Origin of the sequence: Pseudomonas fluorescens (assembly GCF_001307275.1) — a bacterium.
GTDB classification, from domain to species: Bacteria; Pseudomonadota; Gammaproteobacteria; order Pseudomonadales; family Pseudomonadaceae; genus Aquipseudomonas; species Aquipseudomonas fluorescens_AA.
Map to the genome: position 1 here is coordinate 2,209,916 of NZ_CP012831.1, position 24,519 is coordinate 2,234,434.

At 61.2% G+C, this 24,519-nt stretch carries 25 protein-coding genes, 1 tRNA gene and 1 pseudogene; 14 read left to right on the forward strand and 13 right to left on the reverse strand.

Annotation, left to right across the window (positions count from 1 at the left end; genetic code table 11):
* Nucleotides 1–28 precede the first annotated feature (28 nt).
* From AO356_RS09750 to AO356_RS09760, 3 genes are all read right to left on the reverse strand, one after another.
* A complete protein-coding gene (locus AO356_RS09750) occupies nt 29–865 on the reverse strand; it encodes an IS3 family transposase (protein ID WP_060739330.1) in 837 nt (278 codons plus the stop codon).
* The gene (locus AO356_RS33015) at nt 862–1,119 is read right to left on the reverse strand and encodes a transposase (RefSeq protein WP_237140769.1); all 258 of its coding nucleotides are present in this window, start codon (nt 1,117–1,119) and stop codon (nt 862–864) included. Before AO356_RS33015 ends, AO356_RS09750 begins: the two co-directional genes overlap by 4 nt.
* Before the next feature lie 622 nt (nt 1,120–1,741).
* On the reverse strand, nt 1,742–2,182 hold the full coding sequence (locus tag AO356_RS09760) for a hypothetical protein (protein WP_081015338.1): 441 nt from the start codon (nt 2,180–2,182) through the stop codon (nt 1,742–1,744).
* Here AO356_RS09760 and trmL point away from each other — a divergent pair.
* Nucleotides 2,181–2,636, forward strand: coding sequence for a tRNA (uridine(34)/cytosine(34)/5-carboxymethylaminomethyluridine(34)-2'-O)-methyltransferase TrmL (gene trmL / locus AO356_RS09765; protein WP_053117534.1), 456 nt, complete (start codon nt 2,181–2,183; stop codon nt 2,634–2,636). The two genes, AO356_RS09760 and trmL, sit on opposite strands and share 2 nt — an antisense overlap.
* 203 nt (nt 2,637–2,839) lie before the next feature.
* Here trmL and secB read toward each other — a convergent pair whose 3' ends face one another.
* The 3 genes from secB to AO356_RS09780 are packed head-to-tail and all read right to left on the reverse strand — an operon-like array spanning nt 2,840 to nt 4,031.
* Nucleotides 2,840–3,322, reverse strand: a complete 483-nt coding sequence (secB, locus tag AO356_RS09770; protein ID WP_060739605.1) for a protein-export chaperone SecB — start codon at nt 3,320–3,322, stop codon at nt 2,840–2,842.
* A gap of 39 nt (nt 3,323–3,361) precedes the next feature.
* Nucleotides 3,362–3,616: a glutaredoxin 3 gene (gene grxC / locus AO356_RS09775; protein ID WP_060739606.1), complete on the reverse strand. Its 255-nt coding sequence runs from the start codon at nt 3,614–3,616 to the stop codon at nt 3,362–3,364.
* Nucleotide 3,617: 1 nt separating this feature from the next.
* Nucleotides 3,618–4,031: a rhodanese-like domain-containing protein gene (locus tag AO356_RS09780; protein WP_060739607.1), complete on the reverse strand. Its 414-nt coding sequence runs from the start codon at nt 4,029–4,031 to the stop codon at nt 3,618–3,620.
* A gap of 152 nt (nt 4,032–4,183) precedes the next feature.
* Here AO356_RS09780 and gpmI point away from each other — a divergent pair, with 152 nt between their 5' ends.
* From gpmI to AO356_RS09800, 4 genes are all read left to right on the forward strand, one after another.
* Nucleotides 4,184–5,713 carry a 2,3-bisphosphoglycerate-independent phosphoglycerate mutase gene (gene gpmI, locus AO356_RS09785; RefSeq protein WP_060739608.1) on the forward strand — a complete coding sequence of 510 codons (1,530 nt, stop codon included), beginning with the start codon at nt 4,184–4,186 and terminating at the stop codon, nt 5,711–5,713.
* A 214-nt stretch (nt 5,714–5,927) separates the two neighbouring features.
* Nucleotides 5,928–7,220 carry a murein hydrolase activator EnvC family protein gene (locus AO356_RS09790; RefSeq protein ID WP_060739609.1) on the forward strand — a complete coding sequence of 431 codons (1,293 nt, stop codon included), beginning with the start codon at nt 5,928–5,930 and terminating at the stop codon, nt 7,218–7,220.
* 32 nt (nt 7,221–7,252) lie between these two features.
* Nucleotides 7,253–8,569, forward strand: a complete 1,317-nt coding sequence (locus AO356_RS09795; RefSeq protein WP_060739610.1) for a S41 family peptidase — start codon at nt 7,253–7,255, stop codon at nt 8,567–8,569.
* Nucleotide 8,570: 1 nt separating this feature from the next.
* Nucleotides 8,571–9,350 (forward strand): divergent polysaccharide deacetylase family protein, encoded by a 780-nt coding sequence (locus AO356_RS09800; protein ID WP_060739611.1) that lies wholly within the window; start codon nt 8,571–8,573, stop codon nt 9,348–9,350.
* A gap of 735 nt (nt 9,351–10,085) precedes the next feature.
* On the opposite strand, the gene AO356_RS09805 is transcribed toward AO356_RS09800, so the two are convergent.
* From AO356_RS09805 to AO356_RS09835, 7 genes are all read right to left on the reverse strand, one after another.
* Nucleotides 10,086–10,832 (reverse strand): substrate-binding periplasmic protein, encoded by a 747-nt coding sequence (locus AO356_RS09805; protein WP_060739612.1) that lies wholly within the window; start codon nt 10,830–10,832, stop codon nt 10,086–10,088.
* 63 nt (nt 10,833–10,895) lie between these two features.
* Nucleotides 10,896–11,666 (reverse strand): imidazole glycerol phosphate synthase subunit HisF, encoded by a 771-nt coding sequence (gene hisF / locus AO356_RS09810; protein WP_003196830.1) that lies wholly within the window; start codon nt 11,664–11,666, stop codon nt 10,896–10,898.
* Nucleotides 11,667–11,675: 9 nt separating this feature from the next.
* Nucleotides 11,676–12,413, reverse strand: coding sequence for a 1-(5-phosphoribosyl)-5-[(5-phosphoribosylamino)methylideneamino]imidazole-4-carboxamide isomerase (hisA, locus tag AO356_RS09815; RefSeq protein WP_060739613.1), 738 nt, complete (start codon nt 12,411–12,413; stop codon nt 11,676–11,678).
* A gap of 42 nt (nt 12,414–12,455) precedes the next feature.
* Complete coding sequence (locus AO356_RS09820; protein WP_003186749.1) at nt 12,456–12,710, reverse strand: DUF2164 domain-containing protein; 255 nt, start codon at nt 12,708–12,710, stop codon at nt 12,456–12,458.
* The gene (gene hisH, locus AO356_RS09825; protein WP_024619262.1) at nt 12,710–13,348 is read right to left on the reverse strand and encodes an imidazole glycerol phosphate synthase subunit HisH; all 639 of its coding nucleotides are present in this window, start codon (nt 13,346–13,348) and stop codon (nt 12,710–12,712) included. The genes AO356_RS09820 and hisH overlap by 1 nt, the downstream gene beginning before the upstream one ends.
* Nucleotides 13,348–13,941, reverse strand: coding sequence for an imidazoleglycerol-phosphate dehydratase HisB (hisB, locus tag AO356_RS09830; RefSeq protein ID WP_003186751.1), 594 nt, complete (start codon nt 13,939–13,941; stop codon nt 13,348–13,350). The genes hisH and hisB overlap by 1 nt, the downstream gene beginning before the upstream one ends.
* 280 nt (nt 13,942–14,221) lie before the next feature.
* Nucleotides 14,222–15,883, reverse strand: coding sequence for an OFA family MFS transporter (locus AO356_RS09835; RefSeq protein WP_060739614.1), 1,662 nt, complete (start codon nt 15,881–15,883; stop codon nt 14,222–14,224).
* 506 nt (nt 15,884–16,389) lie between these two features.
* Here AO356_RS09835 and AO356_RS09840 point away from each other — a divergent pair.
* From AO356_RS09840 to AO356_RS09880, 9 genes and pseudogenes are all read left to right on the forward strand, one after another.
* Complete coding sequence (locus tag AO356_RS09840; RefSeq protein ID WP_060739615.1) at nt 16,390–18,615, forward strand: AsmA family protein; 2,226 nt, start codon at nt 16,390–16,392, stop codon at nt 18,613–18,615.
* Nucleotides 18,612–19,679: an A/G-specific adenine glycosylase gene (gene mutY, locus AO356_RS09845; protein WP_060739616.1), complete on the forward strand. Its 1,068-nt coding sequence runs from the start codon at nt 18,612–18,614 to the stop codon at nt 19,677–19,679. Before AO356_RS09840 ends, mutY begins: the two co-directional genes overlap by 4 nt.
* A complete protein-coding gene (locus tag AO356_RS09850; protein ID WP_060739617.1) occupies nt 19,676–19,948 on the forward strand; it encodes an oxidative damage protection protein in 273 nt (90 codons plus the stop codon). Before mutY ends, AO356_RS09850 begins: the two co-directional genes overlap by 4 nt.
* Nucleotides 19,949–20,050: 102 nt before the next feature.
* A tRNA-Phe gene (locus AO356_RS09855) sits at nt 20,051–20,126 on the forward strand.
* 116 nt (nt 20,127–20,242) lie between these two features.
* Nucleotides 20,243–20,572, forward strand: coding sequence for a DHCW motif cupin fold protein (locus AO356_RS09860; RefSeq protein WP_060739618.1), 330 nt, complete (start codon nt 20,243–20,245; stop codon nt 20,570–20,572).
* Nucleotides 20,573–20,633: 61 nt separating this feature from the next.
* Nucleotides 20,634–21,041 carry a hypothetical protein gene (locus tag AO356_RS09865; protein WP_060739619.1) on the forward strand — a complete coding sequence of 136 codons (408 nt, stop codon included), beginning with the start codon at nt 20,634–20,636 and terminating at the stop codon, nt 21,039–21,041.
* Nucleotides 21,042–21,298: 257 nt separating this feature from the next.
* A pseudogene (locus tag AO356_RS09870) lies at nt 21,299–21,571 on the forward strand (PDDEXK nuclease domain-containing protein); the annotation flags it as partial.
* A 99-nt stretch (nt 21,572–21,670) separates the two neighbouring features.
* On the forward strand, nt 21,671–22,276 hold the full coding sequence (locus tag AO356_RS09875; RefSeq protein WP_060739621.1) for a biliverdin-producing heme oxygenase: 606 nt from the start codon (nt 21,671–21,673) through the stop codon (nt 22,274–22,276).
* Nucleotides 22,273–24,507 (forward strand): ATP-binding protein, encoded by a 2,235-nt coding sequence (locus tag AO356_RS09880; protein ID WP_060739622.1) that lies wholly within the window; start codon nt 22,273–22,275, stop codon nt 24,505–24,507. Before AO356_RS09875 ends, AO356_RS09880 begins: the two co-directional genes overlap by 4 nt.
* The last annotated feature ends 12 nt before the right edge of the window (nt 24,508–24,519 follow it).

The window sequence follows — 24,519 nt, forward strand, 5'->3', positions numbered from 1 at the left end:
CAACTAATTTTGGACACCAGTTACGGTTTCATGCTGCCAGTTTCTCCATAGCTACCGGCGACCGGTAGTCGTTGTAGCTATGGAGTCTGACGTTGTTGTAACGCATCACATAACGCTGCACATCCACGCGGGCTTCATGCTCCGAGCTGTAGCCATCTTCTGGCACCCACTCTGACTTCAGGCTCCCAAAGAAACGCTCCATCGGGGCGTTGTCCCAGCACTCACCTTTGCGACTCATGCTTTGCAGGAGTCCATGCTTGCGCATTTCATTCCTGAATTTGTGGCTGGTGTATTGGCAGCCTTGATCGGAATGAAACAGCACCTCTTTTGGGCAACCTCGCAATTGCACCGCCATTCGCAACGCTTCGCAGGTCAGCGAGGCATCGGAAATCATTGAAAACGACCAGCCCACGATCCGGCGAGCAAACAGATCCAGCACCGCCGCGAAATACATCCAGCGCTTGCCGACCTTGATGTACGTCACATCGCCACACCACACCTGGTTGATCGCCGTGACATCAAACTTGCGCTTGAGCACGTGCGGCGCCACCAACGCTTCCACGCCGGAAGATTTGTACTTGTGCCGCCGGCGCTGACGACTGGCAACACCGGCTTCGCGCATCAAGCTGCGAGCCATATGCCGCCCGACACGATGTCCCTTTGCTTGCAGCTCCTTGGAAAGGGTGCGAGACCCCGCGGATGCTCTGGACTCCTTGTGATGCTCGACCAGCACGGCTTTAAGTTTCTCCCGCTCGGGCTTCACTTTGCCTTGGCGCTGACGCCAGGCGTAAAAGCTGCTGCGGTTGACTCCAAACGCCCGACAGCAATTGTTAACGCCGTACTGCTCGTCCAGCTCATTGATCAACGAGAATGATCTTTGGAGTCCAAAAGCAGGAGAGCACTGGCCTTTTTTAGGATTTCAATGTCCAGGTCTTTTTGCCTGAGCAACGCTTTGAGCTGCTGAATTTCACGCTGATCAGCGGTAATCGCCTTGGCGCCCACCGGGGTCGAACCCAAGCGTTCCTTGCGAACCTGATCGACCCAGCGGCGAAGCGCCGTGGGCCCAATATCCAGGCTGGCGCAGACTTCGGGAACCGACTGTCCCTCGTCCAGCACCATGCTGGCCGCCTTGAGTTTGAACTCACTGGAGTAAGATTTACGCATAACCAAAACACCTCAGATTTGGGCGCCATCATAGCGCCCGATTGAAGTGTCCAAAATCATTAGGCCAGTTCAAGCTCGCTCCCACAAGGGAAACGCAATTCCTGGACTGCCCCCCAAAAGTCAGATGGGTGTCCAACTTTTTGGGGACAGTCCATCCTGTGGGAGCGAGCTTGCTCGCGATGCTTTTAAAGGCCTCATGCACCGCATCAATGCACTGCGAACCGCAATTGCACATGCACCACCCGCCAAAACCAATCGGCCCAGCTCGGAAAAACCGCACAAACAAAAGCAAAAGCCCCGGAATACGGGGCTTTTGCGTTACAGAAAGCGTTTTTGTGACAAATAATTTAAAACTGGCACGCCCCCTGCAATAGCTAGATCACTACCCAGTTTCGGGGACCTTGGTACAGGCAGGCCGGGGAATCCCCATTTTATACCGGGCTCAGTGAGCCCACTGTTTTGGGGGCCTTGATACAGGCAGGTCAAGGTTTCCCTTCTTTACACCCAGGGCCATGCGCTTAGCGCGAGCCCTCCCGTTTTGGGGACCTTGGTACAGGCAGGCCGGGGATTCCCTCTTTTATTGCTCCTGGAGACGGACCTCCAGCCGCCAGCGGTCATCGACCTCGCTGCCGGTCCACGCCCCTCGCAATGGACGCGCCGCCACCAGCGTCAGCAACAACCCCTCGTCACTCAAACGCACCCGCCAGTTCACATCCTTGCCGTTGAGCTTGAGCTGGCCCTTCTGCGGCTGGCCTTCTGCTTGGAACAGCAACGCCACTGAGCCGTCGACAATTTCGCCATGGAGCTTGGGTTCATTGTTGAACCAGGCCACCAGCGCTCCGTCTGTCACCTCGATCTGTTGCAACGCGCTCGGCTCGGGCGTGGTCAGGCGCCCGATCATCAGCCCGACCATCACGCCGAAGATCGCCAAAGAGCCCATCACCCGAGGCATTAGCTTCGAACGTCGGTCGGTTTGCGGCGTAGAATGCCGCTCATCTTTATCTGCGGAGCCGTGCATGTTTCACGTCATCCTTTTTCAACCGGAAATTCCGCCGAATACCGGCAACGTCATCAGGCTGTGCGCCAACAGCGGCTGCCACCTGCATTTGATCGAACCGCTGGGCTTCGACATGGACGACAAGCGCCTGCGCCGCGCCGGCCTCGACTACCACGAGTATGCCACCTTGCAGCGTCACGCCGACCTCGCCAGTTGTCTGGAAAGCCTCGGGCATCCGCGTCTGTTCGCCTTTACCACCAAGGGTTCGCGGCCGTTCCATGACGCCAGCTTCGTCGCCGGCGATGCGTTCCTGTTCGGCCCGGAAAGCCGTGGCCTGCCGGCCGACGTACTGGACGCCCTGCCCGCCGAACAGCGCCTGCGCCTGCCAATGCGTGAAGGCTGCCGCAGCCTGAACCTGTCCAATACCGTGGCGGTGGCGGTTTATGAGGCGTGGCGGCAGAACGGGTTCGCCTGAGCCGTTCCTGTCAGCCAGAAACACCTGTGGGAGCGAGCCTGTGGGAGCCGAGCTTGCTCGCGATGAACGATGACACGGTTTTGCAGTTGAACCGTGTCGACCTCATCGCGAGCAAGCTCGGCTCCCACAGGCTCGGCTCCCACAGGGCTCGCTCCCACAGGTTTTGTGCCTGGCCGTCGAGCGCTATGCCTGGCAGTAGACGCTTACTGAACGGTCGCGCCGCCTTCCTGCTGCATGCGCTGCAGTTCTTGCGCATACAGGGCATCGAAGTTCACCGGCGCCAGCATCAGGGCCGGGAACGAGCCGCGGGTTACCAGGCTGTCCAGGGTTTCCCGGGCGTAAGGGAACAGGATGTTCGGGCAGAACGCGCCCAGGGTGTGGCTCATCGAAGGAGCATCCAGGTTCTTGATCAGGAAGATCCCGGCCTGTTGCACTTCAGCGATGAACGCCACTTCGTCACCGTTCTTGACGGTGACCGACAGGGTCAGCACCACTTCGTGGAAGTCATCTTCCAGGGCTTTCTGACGGGTGTTCAGGTCCAGGCCTACGCTCGGCTCCCACTGCTGGCGAAAGATCGCCGGGCTTTTCGGGGCTTCGAAGGACAGGTCACGCACATAAATGCGCTGCAAGGAGAATTGCGGTGCGGCTTCTTCTTCGCTGGCAGCTGTGTTCTGTTGGTCAGTCATCGCAGATCCTTCTTACTTTCAGGTTCTTTAGTGGGAAATTCAGGCCTTGAGCAGCGCGTCGAGCTTGCCGGCGCGCTCCAGGGCGAACAGATCATCGCAACCGCCCACGTGGGTGCTGCCGATCCAGATCTGCGGCACGGAGGTGCGCCCGGCCTTCTGGGTCATTTCGGTGCGCAGTTGCGGCTTGCCGTCGACCTTGATCTCTTCGAAGGCCACGCCTTTGTTCTGGAGCAGGGACTTGGCTCTGGAGCAATAGGGGCAGTAATCGCTGGAATAGACAACAACGTGGGACATTTCACTTCACCAGGGGCAGATTGTCGGCTTTCCAGCTGGCAACGCCGCCGGACAGCTTGGCGGCGGTAAAACCGGACTTCATCAGCTCGCGGGCGTGGGTGCCGGCGTGCTGGCCTTGGGCGTCCACCAGGATCAACGTCTTGGCCTTGTGTTTCTCCAGCTCGCCGATCCGCGCCATCAGTTTGTCCTGGGGAATGTTCACCGCCCCGACAATGTGACCGGCGGCGTAATCCTTGCTCGGGCGGATGTCCACCACCAGGCCGGCATCCTTGTTGACCAGTGCGGTCAGCTCGCCAGTGCTCAGGCTGCGACCGCCGCCCTGCATCGTGTGGGCAACCAGCAACGCCAGCAGCACGACGAAGATACCGACGAGAATGTAGTGGTTAGTGGCAAATTGAATCAGGTGAGCAACCATCGAAGGAGGTTCCAGGGCGTTAAAATGTCGGCCAGTATACACAGCACGCAAGGCCGGCCAAACCCCGCCCGGCGGTGACGCCGCCGGAACTTACCTTTAAACTGCCCGTCCCTTTTCCATCGTCTTCTTTTAACCCGCCACGAGTGGATTCCATGACTACCACGCCTAAACCTTTGGTCCTGATGATTCTCGACGGCTTCGGTCACAGTGACAGCCACGAATCCAACGCCGTGTATTCGGCCAACAAGCCGGTGCTGGACCGTCTGTGGGCCAGCGTGCCCAACGGCCTGATCTCCGGCAGCGGCATGGACGTCGGCCTGCCGGACGGACAGATGGGCAACTCCGAAGTCGGCCACATGAACCTCGGCGCAGGCCGCGTGGTGTACCAGGACTTCACCCGCGTGACCAAATCGATCCGCGACGGCGAGTTCTTCGAAAACCCGACCATCTGCGCCGCCGTGGATAAAGCCGTGGCCGCCGGCAAGGCCGTGCACTTCATGGGCCTGCTGTCCGACGGTGGCGTGCACAGCCACCAGGACCACCTGATCGCCATGGCCGAACTGGCTGCCAAGCGCGGCGCCGAGAAGATCTACCTGCACGCGTTCCTCGATGGCCGCGACACCCCGCCGAAAAGCGCCACGTCGTCGATCGAGCTGCTGGACGCAACGTTCCAGGCCCTCGGCAAGGGGCGCATCGCCAGCCTCGTCGGCCGCTACTTCGCCATGGACCGTGACAACCGTTGGGATCGCGTGTCCCAGGCCTACAACCTGATCGTCGACGGCAGCGCCGAATTCAACGCCGCCACCGCCCAGGAAGGCCTGCAAGCCGCCTACGAACGCGGCGAAAGCGATGAATTCGTCAAAGCCACCACCATTGGCGAGCCGGTGAAAGTCGAAGACGGCGATGCCGTGGTGTTCATGAACTTCCGTGCCGACCGCGCCCGTGAACTGACCCGCGTGTTCGTCGAAGACGATTTCAAGGAATTCGAGCGTGCCCGCCAGCCAAAACTGGCCGGTTTCGTCATGCTGACCCAATACGCCGCCAGCATTCCCGCGCCTTCGGCCTTCGCCGCCGGCAGCCTGGAAAACGTGCTGGGCGACTACCTGGCGAAAAACGGCAAGACCCAACTGCGCATCGCCGAGACCGAAAAGTACGCCCACGTGACGTTCTTTTTCTCCGGCGGCCGTGAAGAACCGTTCCCGGGCGAAGAACGCATCCTGATCCCCTCGCCGAAAGTCGCCACCTACGACCTGCAACCGGAGATGAGCGCACCGGAAGTGACCGACCGCATCGTCGACGCCATTGAAAACCAGCGTTACGACGTGATCGTGGTCAACTACGCCAACGGCGACATGGTCGGCCACAGCGGTGTGTTCGAGGCGGCGGTCAAGGCCGTGGAATGCCTGGACACCTGCGTTGGCCGTATCGTCGAGGCCCTGGAAAAGGTCGGCGGCGAAGCACTGATCACGGCCGACCACGGCAACGTCGAGCAGATGTCCGACGAATCCACCGGCCAGGCCCACACCGCCCACACCACCGAGCCGGTGCCGTTCATCTATGTCGGCAAGCGGGACTTCAAGGTCCGCGACGGTGGCGTGCTGGCTGACGTGGCGCCGACCATGCTGATGTTGCTGGGCATGGAAAAGCCTGCGGAAATGACCGGGACGTCGATCCTGGTCTGATTCCGCAAACCCTGTGGGAGCGAGCTTGCTCGCGATAGCGCCGGATCAGCCAACCTTGATGTTGACTGATGCACCGCCATCGCGAGCAAGCTCGCTCCCACATGGGTTCTTGGTGTTTTTCGGGCCAGTTATCACACAGCCCCAAATGGGCGTTTTTTTTGCGGCGTGGGGCGGGCATACTAGGCCGTCCCTTTCCCTGGTGTCGCCCGCCTCTATGCTTCGCGTCCTGATAGCCCTCGTTCTGACCTGCTTGCTCCAACCGGCCTTTGCCGACGAGCGCGCGCAAACCCAACAGCAGTTGGAAGCCACGCGCCAGGACATTGCCGAGCTGAAAAAGCTGCTGGGCAAGTTGCAGGAAGAGAAATCCAGCGTGCAGAAAGACCTGCGCGGCACTGAAACCGAGATGGGCAAGCTGGAGAAGCAGGTCGACGCCCTGCAAAAAGAACTGAAGAAAAGCGAATCCGAGCTGCAGCGGCTCGATGGAGAGAAAAAAAAACTCCAGAGCGCGCGCACTGAACAACAAAAGCTGATCGCCATCCAGGCCCGGGCCGCCTACCAGAATGGCCGCCAGGAATACCTCAAGCTGCTGCTCAACCAGCAGAACCCCGAGAAATTCGCCCGTACCCTCACCTATTACGATTACCTGAGCCAGGCCCGCCTGGAACAACTCAAGAGCTTCAATGAAACCTTGCGCCAACTGGCCAATGTCGAAAAAGACATCGAGCTGCAGCAGGCCCAGTTGCTGGTGCAGAAAAGCAGCCTCGACACCCAGCGCGAAGAACTCGAGAAGGTTCGCAAGGAGCGCCAGGTGGCCCTGGCCAAGCTCAATGACGACGTGAAGGCCCGCGACAGCAAGCTCAAGGCCCGCGAGCAGGACCAGGCCGAACTGGCCAATGTGTTGAAAACCATCGAAGAGACCCTGGCCCGCCAGGCCCGAGAGGCGGAAGAAGCGCGCCAGAAAGCGCTGATCGCCCAGCAGGAAGCCGAAAAAAAGCGTTTGCGTGAAGCCCAGGCCGACGCAGACGCCGGCGATGCACCGCGCAAACCGGCAAAATCCAGCCCCGGCGCACTGGTTTCCAGTGACGGCGAAACCTTTGGCGGCGCTTTTGCTTCAGCCCGAGGCAAACTTCCTTGGCCGGTCAATGGTCGATTGCTTGCGCGCTTCGGTGAAACCCGCGGCGACGATACCCGCACCAAGTGGGACGGGGTGATGATCAGCGCCTCGGCCGGCAGCCAGGTACATGCCGTGCATGGCGGACGCGTGGTATTCGCCGACTGGTTGCGCGGCGCCGGCCTGCTGGTGATCCTCGATCACGGCAACGGTTACTTGAGCCTGTACGGCCACAACCAGACGCTGCTCAAGTCGGCGGGCGACGTGGTCAAGGCCGGTGAGTCCATCTCCACGGTCGGTAACAGTGGCGGGCAGGATACGCCAGCACTGTATTTCGCTATTCGTCAGCAGGGTCGCCCCAGTGACCCGGCCCAATGGTGTCGTGCGCAAGGATAAGCGCGCCCATCCTATTAAGGAGTTCGTTCGACATGCTGCATTTGTCCCGCCTTACCTCGCTGGCCCTGACGATCGCCCTCGTGATCGGTGCGCCCCTGGCTTTCGCCGCCGAACCGGCCCCGTCGGCCCCCGCCGCCACTGCCGCAACCACCAAGGCGCCGCTGCCGCTGGACGAACTGCGCACCTTTGCCGAGGTCATGGACCGGATCAAGGCCGCCTACGTGGAACCGGTGGATGACAAGATGCTGCTGGAGAACGCCATCAAAGGCATGCTCAGCAACCTTGACCCGCACTCGGCATACCTGGGCCCGGAAGATTTCGCCGAGCTGCAGGAAAGCACCAGCGGCGAATTCGGCGGCCTGGGCATCGAGGTCGGCAGCGAAGACGGCTTCGTCAAGGTGGTCTCGCCAATCGACGACACGCCAGCTTCCAAGGCCGGCATCCAGGCCGGTGACTTCATCGTCAAGATCAACGGCCAGCCGACCCGCGGCCAGAGCATGACCGAAGCCGTGGACAAGATGCGCGGCAAGATCGGCCAGAAGATCACCCTGACCCTGGTGCGCGATGGTGGCACACCGTTCGACGTGACCCTGACCCGTGCGGTCATCCAGGTCAAGAGCGTGAAGAGCCAGTTGCTGGAGTCGGGCTACGGCTACATCCGCATCACCCAGTTCCAGGTCAAGACCGGCGAAGAAGTCGCCAAGGCCCTGGCCAAGATGCGCAAGGACAACGGCAAGAAACTCAACGGCCTGGTCCTGGACCTGCGTAACAACCCCGGCGGCGTACTGCAATCGGCCGTGGAAGTGGTGGATCACTTCATCACCAAGGGCCTGATCGTCTACACCAAGGGCCGTATCGCCAATTCCGAGCTGCGCTTCTCGGCCACTGGCAACGACTTGAGCGAAGCCGTGCCATTGGTGGTGCTGATCAACGGCGGCAGCGCTTCGGCTTCGGAAATCGTCGCCGGCGCCCTGCAGGACCAGAAGCGCGGCGTGGTCATGGGCACCACCAGTTTCGGCAAGGGCTCGGTACAGACCGTGTTGCCACTGAACAACGACCGTGCCCTGAAGATCACCACCGCGCTGTACTTCACGCCCAACGGCCGTTCCATCCAGGCCCAGGGCATTGTCCCGGACATCGAAGTGCGCAAGGCCAAGATCACCAACGAGCAGGACAGCGAATACTTCAAGGAAGCCGACCTGCAAGGTCACCTGGGCAACGGCAACGGCGGCGCCGACAAACCGACCGGTTCCGGCGCCAAGGCCAAGCCGATGCCCCAGGATGACGACTATCAGTTGGCCCAGGCCTTGAGCTTGCTCAAAGGGTTGAACATCACGTCCGGCCGCTGAGATGGGCCTGCGTTTCACCTTCGTCCTGCTGTGCCTGCTGGCGGGGGCCGTTAACGCGGCGCCCGCCACGCCCTCTTCGCCGCACAAGGCGTACCTGAGCCTGATCATCGACGACCTGGGGCAAAACCTGCCCCGGGACCGTCGGGTGCTCGCCCTTCCCGGGCCGGTCACCGCCGCGATCATGCCCGACACACCCCACGCCGCCGAATTCGCCCGCGAAGCCCATCGCGCCGGCAAGCTGGTCATGCTGCATATGCCCATGGACCCGGCCACCGGGCCGTTCGCCTGGCATCCGGAACTGTCCATCGAAGAACTGGGCAAGCGCCTCGACGCCGCGTTCGCCGCCGTGCCCTACACCAGCGGGATCAACAACCACATGGGCAGCCGCATGACCGCCCAGCCCAAGGCCATGGCGTGGCTGATGGCGAACTTGCAGCAGCGCCACAAGTTTTTCGTCGACAGCCGCACCAGCGCCCAGACCGTCGCCGCCGCCGAAGCGCAAAAGATCGGCCTCGCCAGTGTGTCGCGGGATGTGTTCCTGGACGACGAGCGCACCGAAACCGCCATCGCCCAACAGCTGCAAACCGCCATCGACCTGGCCCGCCGGCAAGGCTCGGCTGTGATGATCGGCCATCCCTATCCGCAGACCCTGGCGGTACTCGAACGCGAGCTACCCAAGCTCAAGGCCCAGGGCATCGAATGGATCGACATCAAGTCGATGATCAGCCTGCGCAGCAATCGGGCGATGACTGGGCATGGGAAGGATGGGGTTTATCGGTAGCGGCGACCGCGTCGCCGCCATCGCGAGCAAGCTCGCTCCCACAGTGGTTTTGCATCAGGCACAAGATTGGCGTTCACAGCAGATCCCCTGTGGGAGCGAGCCTGCTCGCGATGACGGCGGCACATGCAACATCCCGGCAAGCTGACCCACCGCTATCGCGAGCAAGCTCGCTCCCACTGTGGTTTTGCATCAGGCACAAGATTGGCGTTCACAGCAGATCCCCTGTGGGAGCGAGCCTGCTCGCGATGACGGCGGCACATGCAACATCCCGGCAAGCTGACCCACCGCTATCGCGAGCAAGCTCGCTCCCACTGTGGTTTTGCCTTGGGCACAAGATTGGCGTTCACAGCAGATCCCTGTGGGAGCGAGCCTGAACTCGCGATGACGGCGGCACATTCAACATCTCTACAAGCTGACCCACCGCTTTCGCGAGCAAGCTCGCTCCCACAGTGGTTTTGCATCGGCCACAAGATTGGCGTTCACAGCAGATCCCCTGTGGGAGCGAGCCTGCTCGCGATGACGGCGGCACATGCAACATCCCGGCAAGCTGACCCACCGCTATCGCGAGCAAGCTCGCTCCCACTGTGGTTTTGCATCGGGCACAAGATTGGCGTTCACAGCAGATCCCTGTGGGAGCGAGCCTGAACTCGCGATGACGGCGGCACATTCAACATCCCGGCAAGCTGACCCACCGCTTTCGCGAGCAGGCTCGCTCCCACAGGTTTGTTCCAGCTATCAGAGATACCGCGCCATGATCGCGTCCACCCCCCCTTCCTTGCGGAGCTCATCCAAGGCCGCCTGAAGCCGGGCGACCACGTCGTCGGGTACGTCCTTGTTCAAGGCCAGGTACAACTCGGCACTGTTGAAGCGCAGCACGGTCTTGAGATCGGTCACCCCTTCCTGGCGCGCCAGGTAACGCCCGGCCGGATCCCCGGTGGCCCACAGGTCGATCTGGCCGTTGACCAGCTTCCTGGCGTTGTCCTGATCGCGCAACACGACAATCGGCTTGAGTCCCTGCTTGGCCAACGTCTCGGCAATTGCGTCGCCCTTGTAGGCACCGATCTTGTATTGACGCGCCTGCTCCAGCGAGTCGAGAGCGATCTTGCTGTCGGCCTTGGCGAGCATGATCCAGTCGTCCGGACCGATGGGGCCGACCCATTTGAAAAGCTTCTCACGCTCCGGCAACCGCGCCATGACAAACACACCGTAACCCGGATTTTCCAGGGCGAGTTTGTAGATGCGCTCCCAGGGGAAACGTAGCGTCAGGCTGTAGGAGATATCGGCGCGCTTGAATATCTCGCGGACGATGTCCACGGCAATGCCATGGATGTTCTCGTCCTGGGCGAAGTTCTTGCCGTTCTTGGCCATGTTGTACGGGGGGAAGTTTTCCGTCAGCAACACCAGCGATGTATCAGCGGCGCGGACAGTGCCTGCGAGCAGCAACGTGGCACCGGCAAAGGCAAGAACGAGGCGTTTGAGCATGTCGGGCTACCGCAATCCATGGTGTGCCCAAGAGTGCCTTGGGCCCGCCATGGTGTCCAGCAGTCAGCGAATGCAGATACCGCGATGAGCCATGTAGGCCTTGGCTTCCGGCACGGTGTATTCGCCAAAGTGGAAAATGCTCGCCGCCAGCACTGCACTGGCGTGGCCTTCCAGGATGCCGTCGGCCAGGTGTTGCAGGTTGCCGACGCCGCCGGACGCGATCACCGGAATGCCCAGGGCATCGCTGATGGCGCGGGTGACACCCAGGTCGAAACCGTTTTTCATGCCGTCCTGGTCCATGCTGGTCAACAGGATTTCACCGGCGCCCAGGCCTTCCATCTTCTTCGCCCACTCGACGGCGTCCAGGCCCGTGGGCTTGCGACCGCCGTGGGTGAAGATTTCCCAACGCGGGGTTTCGCCCGGGCCGGAAACTTTCTTGGCATCGATGGCCACGACGATGCACTGCGAGCCGAAGTGCTGGGCCGCTTCCCCGACGAATTCCGGGTTGAACACCGCCGCAGTGTTGATCGACACTTTGTCCGCTCCGGCATTGAGCAGGTTGCGGATGTCTTGCACGGTGCGCACGCCACCGCCCACGGTCAGCGGGATGAACACCTGGCTGGCCATGCGCTCGACGGTATGCAGCGTGGTATCGCGGCCATCGACGCTGGCCGTGATGTCGAGGAAGGTGATCTCGTCCGCACCCTGTTCGTCGTAGCGACGGGCGATTTCCACCGGGTCGCCGGCGTCACGGATGTTCTCGAACTTCACGCCCTTGACCACCCGGCCGTTGTCCACGTCCAGGCAAGGGATGATGCGTTTGGCCAGCGCCATGGTGAGTCCTCAGCCTTTGTAGGAATCGCAGAAGGCCTGGGCCTCGGCGACGTCCAGGGTGCCTTCGTAGATCGCGCGACCGGTGATCGCACCGATGATGCCCGGCGCCTTGGCGTCGAGCAGTGCCTTGATGTCACCCAGGTTGTGGATGCCACCGGAGGCGATCACCGGAATCTTGGTGGCGGCAGCCAGGGCGGCGGTGAACGGAACATTGCAGCCCTGCATCATGCCGTCTTTGGCGATGTCGGTGTAGACGATGGCAGACACGCCGTCGGCTTCGAAACGCTTGGCCAGGTCGATCACCTGTACGGTGCTGACTTCAGCCCAACCATCGGTGGCGACAAAACCGTCCTTGGCGTCGAGGCCAACGATGACCTTGCCCGGGAACGCGCGGCACGCTTCGGCAACGAACTCAGGCTCCTTCACCGCCTTGGTGCCGATGATCACGTAGCTCACGCCAGCCTTGACGTAGTGCTCGATGGTTTCCAGCGAGCGAATGCCGCCGCCGATCTGGATCGGCAGGTTCGGGTAGCGCTTGGCAATGGCCGTGACCACCTCGCCATTGACCGGCTGCCCTTCGAAGGCGCCATTGAGGTCGACCAGATGCAGGCGACGGCAGCCGCCCTCCACCCACTTGGCGGCCATGCTCACCGGGTCATCGGAAAACACCGTGGAGTCTTCCATGCGGCCCTGGCGCAGACGTACGCAAGCGCCGTCCTTGAGATCGATAGCGGGGATAATCAGCATCTGGCAAACCTTCAAATACGAATATTCAGCTTGGCTCGAAAATCAGTTTTTCTCGAGCGCCCACAAGTCGCTTTCAATGCTTTCGAACCTTTCTTTAAGGTGCGTCTGCACATCGAAAATCGCCCTGTTGTAATAGTGCGGAGCAATTTCGCGGGTAAACAGGTCAAGAATTTCCGCCGCTTCGAACGAACCCAGGTCCAGTTCGAAACGCTCCTCCATGAACCGCTGGATCTTGCGGTTCGCTTCACTCTCCTGCTCGGGCGTGAGGGTGAGGATCGGCGGTTTCTTGCGGGCCATTACCAGCGCCCGTCCCACGCCGCGAAGTTCTGCAGCAATTGCAGGCCATGGGTATGGCTCTTCTCCGGGTGGAACTGCACGGCGAAGCGCGAACCATCGGCCAGGGCCGCGGCGAAATCGACGCCATAGTGACCGCTGCCCACCACCTGCCGCGCATTGCCGGCGGCGATGTAGTAGCTGTGCACGAAGTAGAAGCGCGCCAGGTCCGGAATGTTGTGCCACAGCGGGTGATCCACCGTCTGCTTCACTTCGTTCCAGCCCATGTGCGGGACCTTCAAGTGCTCGCCGTCTTCGTGCAGGCCCTTGCCAAAGAACTTCACCTGGCCCGGGAACAGCGAGATGCAATCGACACCATCGTTCTCTTCGCTGCGGTCGAGCAAGGCCTGCATGCCCACGCAGATGCCGAGGAACGGACGGTCCTGGCTGACTTCGTGCACCAGCTTGTCGAAGCCCAGCCGACGAATCTCGGCCATGCAATCACGAATCGCGCCGACGCCGGGGAACACCACCCGGTCGGCTTCGCGAATCACGTCGGCATCGCTGGTGATCAGCACCTTGCCGGCGCCCACGTGCTCGAGGGCCTTGGCCACCGAGTGCAGGTTACCCATGCCGTAGTCGATAACCGCGACCGTCTGCATTACAGGACGCCCTTGGTGGAAGGCATCTGGCCGGCCATGCGGTCATCGAGCTCCACGGCCATGCGCAGCGCGCGGCCGAAAGCCTTGAACACGGTTTCGATCTGGTGGTGGGTGTTGTGCCCGCGCAGGTTGTCGATGTGCAGGGTCACGTTGGCGTGGTTGACAAAGCCCTGGAAGAATTCCTGGAACAGGTCGACGTCGAAGCCGCCGACGGTGGCACGGGTATACGGCACGTGCATCTGCAGGCCCGGGCGGCCGGAGAAGTCGATGACCACCCGCGACAGCGCTTCATCGAGCGGCACGTAGGCATGGCCGTAGCGACGGATGCCCTTCTTGTCGCCGATGGCTTTGGTAAAGGCCTGGCCCAGAGTGATACCCACGTCTTCCACCGTATGGTGGTCGTCGATATGCAGGTCGCCCTTGCTGACGATGTCCAGGTCGATCAGCCCGTGACGGGCGATCTGGTCCAGCATGTGCTCAAGAAAAGGTACACCGATATCAAACCGGGCCTTTCCGGTGCCATCCAGGTTGATCGAGGCTTTGATCTGGGTTTCCAGAGTGTCGCGCTCGACAGACGCCTTACGTTCGGCCATCACCAGCTCCGCAAAATCATTGGGCGAAAAAGGCAGCCATTATAGGGGCGCGAGCGGCAAACAGAAACACAAGAGGTGACATCACTGACGGGCTGAACCCCGGGCTGTCGGTGATAGACATGTCCATACAAGTCTTTGCCATCACCCAAAACGACTGTGGGAGCGAGCTTGCTCGCGATGGCGGTGGGTCAGCCGACCATGATGTCGACTGACATACCCTCATCGCGAGCAAGCTCGCTCCCACAAGGATTGCCCTGTCCTGTTGGTCAGGGCAACGGTCTTAGCGGAACAACACCGCCGTCTTCTGCAGGGTCACCCACACACCCCACGCCAACGGAATGCCCACCACCAGCCAGGCGGCGATCGCCAGGGGCTTGGTGCCCGGCGCGGCTTTCCACTCCAGCGACGTGCTGCTGTCGGCGCCTTTGTCATGACCCAGCGCTTGTTCGGCGGCCAGTTCGGCGTCGGTCATGAAGTACTTGTCGGCGACCGGACGGACCATCAGGTTGCAGAGGAAGCCCAGCACCAGCAGGCCGGCGAGGATGTACAAGGTGATGTCATAGGCCGCGGCGCGTTCAACGCCGATGCTCAGTTGATATTCACGCAGGTAGTTCACCAGCACCGGACCCAGCACGCCCGCCGCAGCCCAGGCGGTCAGCAGGCGACCGTGGATCGCACCGACCATTTGCGTACCGAACAGGTCCGCCAGGTAGGCCGGCACGGTGGCGAAACCGCCGCCGTACATCGACAGGATGATGCAGAACGCCGCCACGAACAGCGCGACGCTGCCCAGGTGACCCAGGTTCGGGATCAGCGCGTACAGGGCAAAGCCCAGGGCGAAGAACACGAAATAGGTGTTTTTACGACCCAGGTAATCCGAGAAGGAGGCCCAGAAGAACCGGCCGCCGATGTTGAACAGGCTCAACAGACCGGTGAAGCCGGCCGCGATGGCCGCGATCTGGCCCAGTTGTGTAGCGTCCAGTTGACCGAACGGCAGGTCGTTGCCGAGCAGCTTGCCACCGAACACTTCCTGCAACAGTGGCGAAGCCATGCCCAGGATGCCGATACCGGCCGATACGTTCAGGCACAGCACCAACCAGACCAGACGGAACTGCGGGGTTTTCCAGGCAACATTCACGTGAACGTGGCGATGGGTGATCATCGCGTTCGCGGCTTTCTTCGGTGCCGGGGTCCAGCCCTCAGGCTTCCAGCCGGTCGGCGGTACGCGGTACGACAAGGCGCCACCGATCATGAACACGAAGTAGATCGCGGCCATGACCAGGAAGCTCTGCCATACGCCCACGCCCGTTGGCGAAGCGAAATGGTTCATCAGCGCCGCGGCCAGTGGAGCACCGACCATCGCACCACCGCCGAAGCCCATGATCGCCATGCCGGTCGCCATGCCGCGCTTGTCCGGGAACCACTTGATCAGGGTCGACACCGGGGAGATATAGCCCAGGCCCAAGCCGATACCACCGATCACCCCGGAACCGACCCACATCAGCCAGATCTGATGGGTATAGATACCCAACGCGGAAATCAGCAGGCCACCGCACCAGCACAAGGCCGATACAACGCCGGCCTTGCGTGGCCCGGCGTGTTCCAGCCAGCCACCCCAGATGGCTGCCGAGCAACCCAGGAAGATGAAGAACAGGGTGTAGATCCAGCCGAGCATCGAGATCGGCCAGTCACATTGGGACGAAAAGACTTGCGAGATGAAGCTCATATCCGGTGCACAGGCCACAGGCTTGGTGACACCCAAGGCCTTGGACAGTGGCAGCCAGAACACCGAAAAGCCATAGGCCATGCCGATGCACAGGTGAATGGCCAATGCGGCCGGTGGAACCAGCCACCGGTTGAAACCGGGCTTGGCGATGATGCGTTCCTTGGAGAGGAACGCAGGCTGGTCGGCGACGCCGCCCGCCGTGATGCTCGTGCTCATTGTGTATCCCCCAGTTATTGGAATGGTCCGTCAGCCACGCGTCACCCTCAGCCTTCATTGCACGCAGGCATGGCTGTATTTTCTGGTGAAGCTCCATAGTGTGCGACATCAAGTCGCAGAAGGACGGACGAACGGGCAAAGGTTACCATTTGCTCGTGGCAGAAAAACCAAAGTGATATCACCTTTTTCGTGCCATCTGTCTTATCGCACGCTCGCTCGCTTTCTGTAGGGGGCTAACGGTTTATTTTTTCAGGAATTTTCATGCTCGTCGTTGTCTAGCTCATTACCGACGCCAACTGTCAGGGCCAACAGGACCTGCGGGAAATCTACCAGGATGCCCCGGACTGGCTGTTCGAACCGTTTCGCGATGCCAGGCATGGGCGGCCAAGCGCGCTCCCACACTGGATCTGCGGACGGGGCTTATAACGAGCACCTAACGCACCACCACCAATCCACAGCGTTATACTCCCGGCTAAATTTTGAACTCAACCTACAAGGATTCGCCCATGAAAGCGTTCGGCAAAATCCTGGGTCTGGTACTTCTCGGGCTGTTGCTGATCATCGTGGCCCTGGGCTTTGCCCTGACCCACCTGTTCGATCCCAACGACTACAAAGAAGAGATCCGCCAGATAGCCCGCGACAAGGCCCACATCGAGCTGACCCTCAATGGCGATATCGGCTGGAGCCTGTTCCCTTGGCTGGGTCTGGAATTGCACGATGCCAGCGTCGCGACCCTGGCCAATCCGACCCAACCTTTCGCCGACCTGCAGATGCTCGGCCTTTCGGTCCGGGTGATCCCGCTGCTGCGCCGGGAAGTGCAGATGAGCGATGTGCGCGTCGAGGGCCTGAACCTGCGGCTCAACCGCGACAAGAACGGTCACGGTAACTGGGAAGACATCGGCAAGGCACCAGCCTCGGCGACAACGGCGAACACCCCGGCGCCAGCCGAGCAACCGGCCCCACCCGCCAACACCCCGGCAGAAAAACCTGCCCAGCCGACCCGCCTGGACATCGACAGCCTGACCGTGAACAACGCCCGGGTCGAATACACCGACGAGCAGACTGGCAAGCTGTACACCGCCGAGAGCATCCAACTGAGCACCGGCCCGGTCCACGACTCCACCAACATCCCGGTCACCCTGACCGCTTTCCTGTCCAGCAACCAGCCGGCCGTACGCGTACGCACCGAAGTGACGGGTGAGCTGCGCTTCGAGCGTGCCCTGCAACGCTACAAGTTCGAAGACCTGAAACTGTCCGGCGAAGCCACCGGCGACCCCTTGCAGGGCAAGACCCTGAATTTCGCCGCCCAAGGCCAGCTGTTCCTGGACAAGGCGGCAAACGTCGCCGAATGGACCGGCATCAAGCTTTCGCTCAACCAACTGCGTGCCCTGGGTGAACTGAAGGTCAACGACCTCGACAAGACTCCGCAATTGAATGGCGGGGTGTCGATCGCCCAGTTCGATCTGGCTAAATTCGTCGACAGCGTCGGCCAGACACTTCCGGCCATGGCCGAAGGCAGCCTGAGCAAAGTCGAGCTGGCCAGCCGCATTGCCGGCACGCCGACCAGCGTCGAACTCAACGACATCAACCTGAAGCTCGACGACAGCACCTTCAGCGGTCGTATCGCCGTGGAAGATTTTGCCAAGCAGGCCCTGCGCGTGCAGCTCAAGGCCGACACGTTCAATGTCGACCGCTACCTGCCGCCAAAATCCGCCGACGCCGACAGCTCCAAGGCGGCCCGTGAGGCCGAGGTCAGCAACACCGAAGCCAGCGCCATGGCCGGTGTCGGCAACTCACCGCTGCCAAGCGCGCCGACCCAGGGCGCCTGGAGCAACGATCGGCTGTTTCCGGTAGAACGCCTGAGCAAGTTGGACCTCGATGCCGACCTGACCTTCGGGCAACTGACCCTGGATAAACTGCCGATCCAGAACGCCGCGCTCAAGGCCACCGGCCTGGGCGGCCTGCTGACCCTGGAGAACCTGCGGGGCGATCTGTACAGCGGCAACTTCGAAACCAAGGGCACCCTGGATGTGCGCCAACCGACTCCACTGTTGAGCCTGCAAACCCGTATCAACCGGGTCCCTGCCGAGAAGATCATCGAAAGCCAGGGCAAGAATCCGCCGGTCAAAGGCCTGGTCACCGTCAACAGTGCGATCACCGCCACCGGTAATAGCCAGAAGGCCCTGATCGACAGCCTCAACGGCAACGCCGGGTTCGTCATCAACGATGGCGTGCTGCTCAATGCCAACCTCGAACAGCAATTGTGCAAAGGCATCGCCACCCTCAATCGCAAGTCCCTCAGCGGCGAACCCCGGGGCAAGGACACGCCGTTCCAGCAACTCAACGGCAATCTCACTTTCAACAACGGCGTTGCCCACAACCCGGACCTGAAAGTCCGCATCCCCGGCATGACCGTCAACGGCAACGGCGATATCGACCTGCGGGTGCTGGGCATGGATTACCGCGTCGGCGTCATCGTCGAAGGCGACAAGAGCGACATGCCCGACCCGGCCTGCCAGGTCAACGAACGCTACGTCGACGTCGAATGGCCGTTGCGCTGCCGCGGCCCACTGGAGCTGGGGGCGAAGGCCTGCCGCCTGGACAACGACGGGCTGGGCAAGGTCGCGGCGAAACTGGCCGGCGACCGCCTCGGCGACAAGATCGAGGAGAAGCTCGGCGACAAGGTCAGTCCCGAGCTGAAAGACGCGCTCAAGGGGCTGTTCAAGCGATGAGAGCCGAGCAGTTTTCCTCCGCGGTACTGGACTGGTTCGACCGCCACGGGCGCCACGATTTGCCCTGGCAGCAAGACATCACCCCTTATCGGGTGTGGGTCTCGGAAATCATGTTGCAGCAGACCCAGGTCAGTACCGTGCTCAATTACTTCGACCGGTTCATGGCTTCGCTGCCCACCGTTCAAGCCCTGGCCGCCGCGCCGGAGGACGAAGTGCTGCACCTGTGGACCGGGCTGGGTTACTACACCCGTGCGCGCAACTTGCAGAAAACCGCGAAAATCGTCGTCGAGCAGTACGGCGGCGAATTCCCCCGGGACGTGGAAAAGCTCACCGAGTTGCCGGGGATCGGCCTGTCCACCGCCGGTGCCATCGCCAGCATCAGCATGGGCCTGCGAGCACCGATCCTCGATGGCAACGTCAAGCGGGTGCTGGCGCGCTTCACCGCCCAGGAAGGCTACCCGGGCGAACCCAAGGTGGCGAAACAGCTGTGGGCCACCGCCGAGCGCTTCACGCCGCAAGACCGGGTCAACGCCTACACCCAGGCGATGATGGACCTGGGCGCGACACTCTGTACCCGCAGCAAGCCCAGTTGCCTGCTCTGCCCACTGAAACAGGGCTGCGAGGCCCACATGCTGGGCCTGGAAACCCGCTACCCGATTCCCAAGCCCCGTAAAGAGGTGCCCAAAAAGCGCACTTTGATGCCGATGCTGGCCAACCACGAGGGCGCGATCCTGCTTTACCGTCGCCCTTCCACCGGACTATGGGGCGGGCTGTGGAGCCTGCCGGAACTCGACGACCTCGACGACCTGCAACACCTGGCCCTGCAACACTCGCTGGAACTGGGCAGCCAACACGAAATGCCAGGCCTGGTGCACACCTTCAGCCACTTCCAGTTGGCGATCGAACCCTGGCTGGTCCGGGTCCGGGAAACCGGCCATCACGTGGCCGAGGCCGACTGGCTCTGGTATAACCTCGCCACCCCGCCGCGCCTGGGCCTTGCCGCCCCGGTCAAAACCTTGCTCGAACGCGCGGCCGCCGTAATGAACGCAGGAGAGTTGCAATGACCCGCACCATCATGTGCCGCAAGTACAAAGAACAACTGGAAGGCCTGGAACGTGCACCGTTCCCGGGTGCCAAGGGCCAGGACATCTACGACAATGTTTCGGCCAAGGCCTGGGCCGACTGGCAGAAACACCAGACCCTGCTGATCAATGAAAAACGCCTGAACATGATGAACGCCGAAGATCGCAAATACCTTCAGGGCGAGATGGACAAGTACTTTTCCGGCGAAGATTACGCCAAGGCCGAAGGCTACGTACCGCCATCCGAATAAGCTGTTCAGCGTGGGGGCGGATCGTAAGCGACGGTAATAGTTAAATATTTTTTGAAAACTTGCTTGACGCCCCCCTGAAAAACCCGTTTAATGCGCCCCGTTGCCCAGATAGCTCAGTCGGTAGAGCAGGGGATTGAAAATCCCCGTGTCGGCGGTTCGATTCCGTCTCTGGGCACCAAATACCGAAAACCCCGATCAAGCAATTGATCGGGGTTTTTTATTGCCCGGGATTTCCTTCCTCCGCCTTGTCGACTCAGCTACATTCGTCCGCTCCCCTCTGGCAAGCGAGTCGACATGGACATCACCGGCATCCCCTTCGGTACTACCGACTGGTCAACCATCGAACCCACCGAGCACAGAGGCGTCACCGGAACCGCCTATTGGCGCACGCGGCAATTCGGGAATATTCGGGTCCGGATGGTGGAATACACCGCCGGGTATCTGGCCGACCATTGGTGCACCAAGGGCCACATCCTGTTTTGCCTCAAGGGCGAGCTCAATACTGAACTCGAAGACGGTCGGCAATTCTTGCTCAAGCCCGGCATGAGCTATCAGGTGGCCGACCAGGCCGAGCCCCATCGATCCTCCACTTCATCGGGGGCTACGCTCTTCGTCGTGGATTGAGATTCGAAGCGTCGGCGTTGAGGCTGTAGGATAGATGGCCTTATCCATCAGGAATCCGACCATGTCATCGGCGAACAAACAGCACAAGCGCAGCCAGCGCGCCAAGGCGAAAGCCAAGCAGAACCGCACTCGGCGTGCTGCTGCGCCGAACGATTTCCTGGACCCGAACGACGAGCGCATCGATCTGGAAACCGTGGACCTGACGGAACTGTTCCAAATCATGAGTGCCGCCGAAAAGGTCAGCCAGAAGGCGCTGTGCGAAGCGTTCCTGGCCCATCCCCTGCTGGCGCTGGTGCTGGAACAGGAAGGTGAGGAAGAAGCGACCGATTTCATCATTACCGCATTGATCGAATACCGCCGTCTGACCACGGGCGTGGATGAGCAGACCGCGCTGGACTGGGTGGAAAGCAAGCAATTCCAGGCCGATTATGTGGCTGCCTCCCAGGCGCTGACGCAAGGCCAGGACTGACTATCAGACCGGGGCCACGATGGATGACGCCCTGCGGGGATAGCTCCTACAAACCAAGGTCAACCAACATGGGACGGCGTCATACCCGTCCTGCGTCAATCCACTATTTTTCCTCCCAAGCAATCAGCCCCGTCCGGCATCATCGAAACATCGCTTGATGCATCCTTGCAGTCCGCCCCTCTCAATGGTTGGACACTGCGATGACGCCACTGCTGCCCCAAGATGCCCCTCAGCTCACCCCCTTGATCAACGAACTCGGCGAGCTGAGCCATCAGGACATCGGGCAGATGGACATGTATGTGCGCCTCTACGACGACCTCAAGCGCGGCCCGGATGACAAACCCACCGTCGGCATCATTCTGTGCGCCCAGAAAGACGAATCGGTGGTGCGTTACTCCGTATTGCAGGGCAATGAGCAATTGTTCGCCAGTCAATACAAGCTGGTGCTCCCCTCGGAAGAAGAGCTGTGCAATGAGCGGAATCGCGAACGAGCGCGACTCGGCGAGCAGCAAGCAGGCGCAGCGACTTGAGGAAATGAGGGCCGACACCCGATGACTGCATACCCAAAAACCCATGTAAGATTTATACGTTTCTTTCAGCAACGCTCCAGTCAAAGAACTCTATCCTGCATGTCATCGGCCGCTCCCTACCCTTCTCTGATCCAGGCATTGCGGAGCGAAACCGCTGAACTGCACGTCGCCCTGGAAAAACGCCTGCCGTTTTTCTCCGAACAGCTGGACTTCGATCTGTATCGGCGCCTGATGGCGGCCTACTACGGTTTCTATCAACCGTTGGAACAACGTCTTCATGTACTTGCATTGACGCCGACCGGGCTGGACCAATCCCTACGGATCAAACTTCCGGTGCTGCGGGCGGATCTCACGGCACTGGGTCTGGAAGCAGCTACTATCGAAGCGCTGCCCACCTGCCAGGCGTTGCCGCTGATCGACTCCCGTGCCGCCGCACTCGGCGTGTCCTATGTGCTGGAAGGTGCAACGCTCGGGGGGCAGATCCTGCGGCGCAGGGTGGCCGAGAAGCTGGGGCTTGACGCCTCTAGCGGAGCGGCCTTCCTCAATGTGTATGGCGAACTCAGTGGCCGACGCTGGAAGGATTTCCTCCAATACCTGGACGACAGGAACCTTGGCCAGGCCCAGGTGTTCGAAGTCACACGCGCCGCCAAGGCGACGTTCTCCCATTTTGAACACTGGCTGGACAGCCAAAAGGTATTGTTATGAACACGGAAAACCAGGAAGCCTTCGAAGAACTGCTGGCCAATTGCGCAGACGAACCGATTCGCTTTCCCGGGACCATCCAGCCTCATGGCGTGTTACTGATGCTGTCCGAGCCCGATTTCGTAATCCGTCAGGTCAGCGCCAACGTGTTGCAATTGATGGCGCAGGATCCCCACAGGCTGCTGGGCCAGACACTCGACGCCCTGCTGGGGCTGGAACAGGCCGAGGCGATCCTCATCGCCTGTCGCGCCGCCCCGGAAAGCGACAACGTGCCCGTGGCCATTGTGGTGAACCAGCAGCGTTTTGATGCCTTGGTGCATCGCCATCAGGGCGCCCTGATCGTCGAATTGGAACAGCACCTGAGCGACTATCGCCCCGAAGGGGTCAGCGGCGAGGCCAACATGGGCCGCATGCTGCAACGCCTGCAAAGTGCGAAAACCCTCCAGGCCCTGTACGAAATCAGCGTGCGGGAAATCCAGGCCATGACCGGTTACGACCGGGTGCTGATCTATCGCTTCGAGGAAGAAGGCCACGGCCAAGTGATTGCCGAGGCCAGCGCGCCGTCGATGGAGCTCTACAAGGGCCTGTTTTTCCCGGCGTCGGATATTCCCGAACAGGCTCGAGAGCTGTATCGCATCAACTGGCTGCGGATCATCCCCAACGCCGACTACACGCCAGTGCCGCTGGTTCCGCAATTGCGGCCCGATACCCAGGCGCCCCTGGACCTGAGTTTTGCCACGCTGCGCAGCGTCTCGCCGATCCACCGCCAGTACATGAAAAACATGGGCGTACTGTCGTCCATGAGCATCTCGTTGATGGAGGGCGAACGCTTGTGGGGGCTGATCAGTTGCGGCAATCGCCAGCCGCTGCTGGTGCCCCATGAAATGCGCATGGCCTGCCAGACCATCGGCCAGGTGCTGTCATTGCAGATCAGCGCCATGCAAGCCCTGGAGCTGACTCGGCAACGGGACGCCAAGCTGGAAGACCTCAAGGTCCTCGCCGCGGTCATGGCCGAGTCCAGCGACAACGTCTTCGATGGCCTGTCCCAAGAGCCGCAACGCCTCATGGAGTTGACCGGCGCCAGTGGCGTCGCGATTCTCGAGGACAACAAACTGCACCGCCATGGCCAGTGCCCGGAACCAGAGCAGATCCGCGAGCTGCACAAATGGATCCTGGAAACCGGCAAGCCGGTGTTCTCTCACCACAACCTGAGCAGTGTGTTCCCTGCGGCCCAGGCGTATCAGGACGTGGCGAGCGGCGTGCTGGCGATCCACTTGCCCAAGCCTGTGGAAAACGGCGTGCTGTGGTTCCGCCCCGAGGTCAAGCAAACCCTCCAATGGAGCGGCGACCCACAAAAACCCCTGGACCTGGAAAACAGCGAGACCGGTCTGCGCCTGCGGCCCCGGACGTCTTTCGAGATCTGGAAAGTCGAAATGGCCGGTATCAGTACCAAATGGAGCCATGGCGATCTGTTCGCCGCCAACGACTTGCGGCGCTCGGCCTTGGAAAACGACCTGGCCCGCCAGGTGCACAAGGAGCGCCTGGCCGTGCAGGCCCGCGATGAACTGGTGGCCGTGGTGTCTCATGACCTGCGCAGCCCGATGACGGTCATTTCCATGCTCTGCGGCATGATGCAAAAGGCCTTCAGCTCCGACGGTTCCCACAGCTCCAAGCGTATCGCCTCAGCCATCGACACCATGCAACAGGCTACCAGCCGCATGAATGCCCTGCTGGAGGACCTGCTCGATACCTCGCGCATCGACGCCGGGCGCTACACCATCAATCCCCAGCCGATGGACGTCAGCCAGATCTTCGAAGACGCCTGCTCGCTACTGACGCCGCTGGCGGCTGCCAAGGCCATCGACATCTCCTTCAATGCCGAACCGAACCTGAGGATCAATGCCGACCCCGAGCGGCTGTTCCAGGTGCTGTCCAACCTGATCGGCAACGCCATCAAGTTCACGCCGCAGCAAGGCTCCGTGGGCATCAGTGCGATGTCGGTCGGGAACGAGATCGTGTTCAGCGTCCGCGACACCGGTGAAGGGATTACGCCAGAGCAGTTGCCTCATGTTTTCGAGCGCTACTGGACGAGCAAGGAGGGCAACCCAAACGGCACCGGGCTGGGGTTGTACATTTCCAAGGGGATTGTCCAGGCCCATGGCGGTAAACTGCATGCCGAAAGCCAGCCAGGCCAGGGCAGCGAATTCCGCTTTACCGTGCCGAGAATCGACTGAGCCGGGCACCGC

Bases quoted from the DNA above. Each gene is read 5' to 3' on its own strand.
- hisF (WP_003196830.1), bottom strand. From the start codon at position 11,666: ATGGCGCTGGCCAAACGCATCATCCCTTGCCTGGACGTGGACAACGGC.
- AO356_RS09860 (WP_060739618.1), top strand. From the start codon at position 20,243: ATGGACATCACCGGCATCCCCTTCGGTACTACCGACTGGTCAACCATC.
- grxC (WP_060739606.1), bottom strand. From the start codon at position 3,616: ATGTCCCACGTTGTTGTCTATTCCAGCGATTACTGCCCCTATTGCTCC.
- AO356_RS09865 (WP_060739619.1), top strand. From the start codon at position 20,634: ATGTCATCGGCGAACAAACAGCACAAGCGCAGCCAGCGCGCCAAGGCG.
- AO356_RS09840 (WP_060739615.1), top strand. From the start codon at position 16,390: ATGAAAGCGTTCGGCAAAATCCTGGGTCTGGTACTTCTCGGGCTGTTG.
- AO356_RS33015 (WP_237140769.1), bottom strand. From the start codon at position 1,119: ATGGTGCTGGACGAGGGACAGTCGGTTCCCGAAGTCTGCGCCAGCCTG.
- hisH (WP_024619262.1), bottom strand. From the start codon at position 13,348: ATGCAGACGGTCGCGGTTATCGACTACGGCATGGGTAACCTGCACTCG.
- AO356_RS09880 (WP_060739622.1), top strand. From the start codon at position 22,273: ATGAACACGGAAAACCAGGAAGCCTTCGAAGAACTGCTGGCCAATTGC.
- hisB (WP_003186751.1), bottom strand. From the start codon at position 13,941: ATGGCCGAACGTAAGGCGTCTGTCGAGCGCGACACTCTGGAAACCCAG.
- gpmI (WP_060739608.1), top strand. From the start codon at position 4,184: ATGACTACCACGCCTAAACCTTTGGTCCTGATGATTCTCGACGGCTTC.
- AO356_RS09835 (WP_060739614.1), bottom strand. From the start codon at position 15,883: ATGAGCACGAGCATCACGGCGGGCGGCGTCGCCGACCAGCCTGCGTTC.
- AO356_RS09780 (WP_060739607.1), bottom strand. From the start codon at position 4,031: ATGGTTGCTCACCTGATTCAATTTGCCACTAACCACTACATTCTCGTC.
- AO356_RS09800 (WP_060739611.1), top strand. From the start codon at position 8,571: ATGGGCCTGCGTTTCACCTTCGTCCTGCTGTGCCTGCTGGCGGGGGCC.
- AO356_RS09795 (WP_060739610.1), top strand. From the start codon at position 7,253: ATGCTGCATTTGTCCCGCCTTACCTCGCTGGCCCTGACGATCGCCCTC.
- hisA (WP_060739613.1), bottom strand. From the start codon at position 12,413: ATGCTGATTATCCCCGCTATCGATCTCAAGGACGGCGCTTGCGTACGT.
- mutY (WP_060739616.1), top strand. From the start codon at position 18,612: ATGAGAGCCGAGCAGTTTTCCTCCGCGGTACTGGACTGGTTCGACCGC.
- secB (WP_060739605.1), bottom strand. From the start codon at position 3,322: ATGACTGACCAACAGAACACAGCTGCCAGCGAAGAAGAAGCCGCACCG.
- AO356_RS09875 (WP_060739621.1), top strand. From the start codon at position 21,671: ATGTCATCGGCCGCTCCCTACCCTTCTCTGATCCAGGCATTGCGGAGC.
- trmL (WP_053117534.1), top strand. From the start codon at position 2,181: ATGTTTCACGTCATCCTTTTTCAACCGGAAATTCCGCCGAATACCGGC.
- AO356_RS09820 (WP_003186749.1), bottom strand. From the start codon at position 12,710: ATGGCCCGCAAGAAACCGCCGATCCTCACCCTCACGCCCGAGCAGGAG.
- AO356_RS09760 (WP_081015338.1), bottom strand. From the start codon at position 2,182: ATGCACGGCTCCGCAGATAAAGATGAGCGGCATTCTACGCCGCAAACC.
- AO356_RS09790 (WP_060739609.1), top strand. From the start codon at position 5,928: ATGCTTCGCGTCCTGATAGCCCTCGTTCTGACCTGCTTGCTCCAACCG.
- AO356_RS09805 (WP_060739612.1), bottom strand. From the start codon at position 10,832: ATGCTCAAACGCCTCGTTCTTGCCTTTGCCGGTGCCACGTTGCTGCTC.
- AO356_RS09850 (WP_060739617.1), top strand. From the start codon at position 19,676: ATGACCCGCACCATCATGTGCCGCAAGTACAAAGAACAACTGGAAGGC.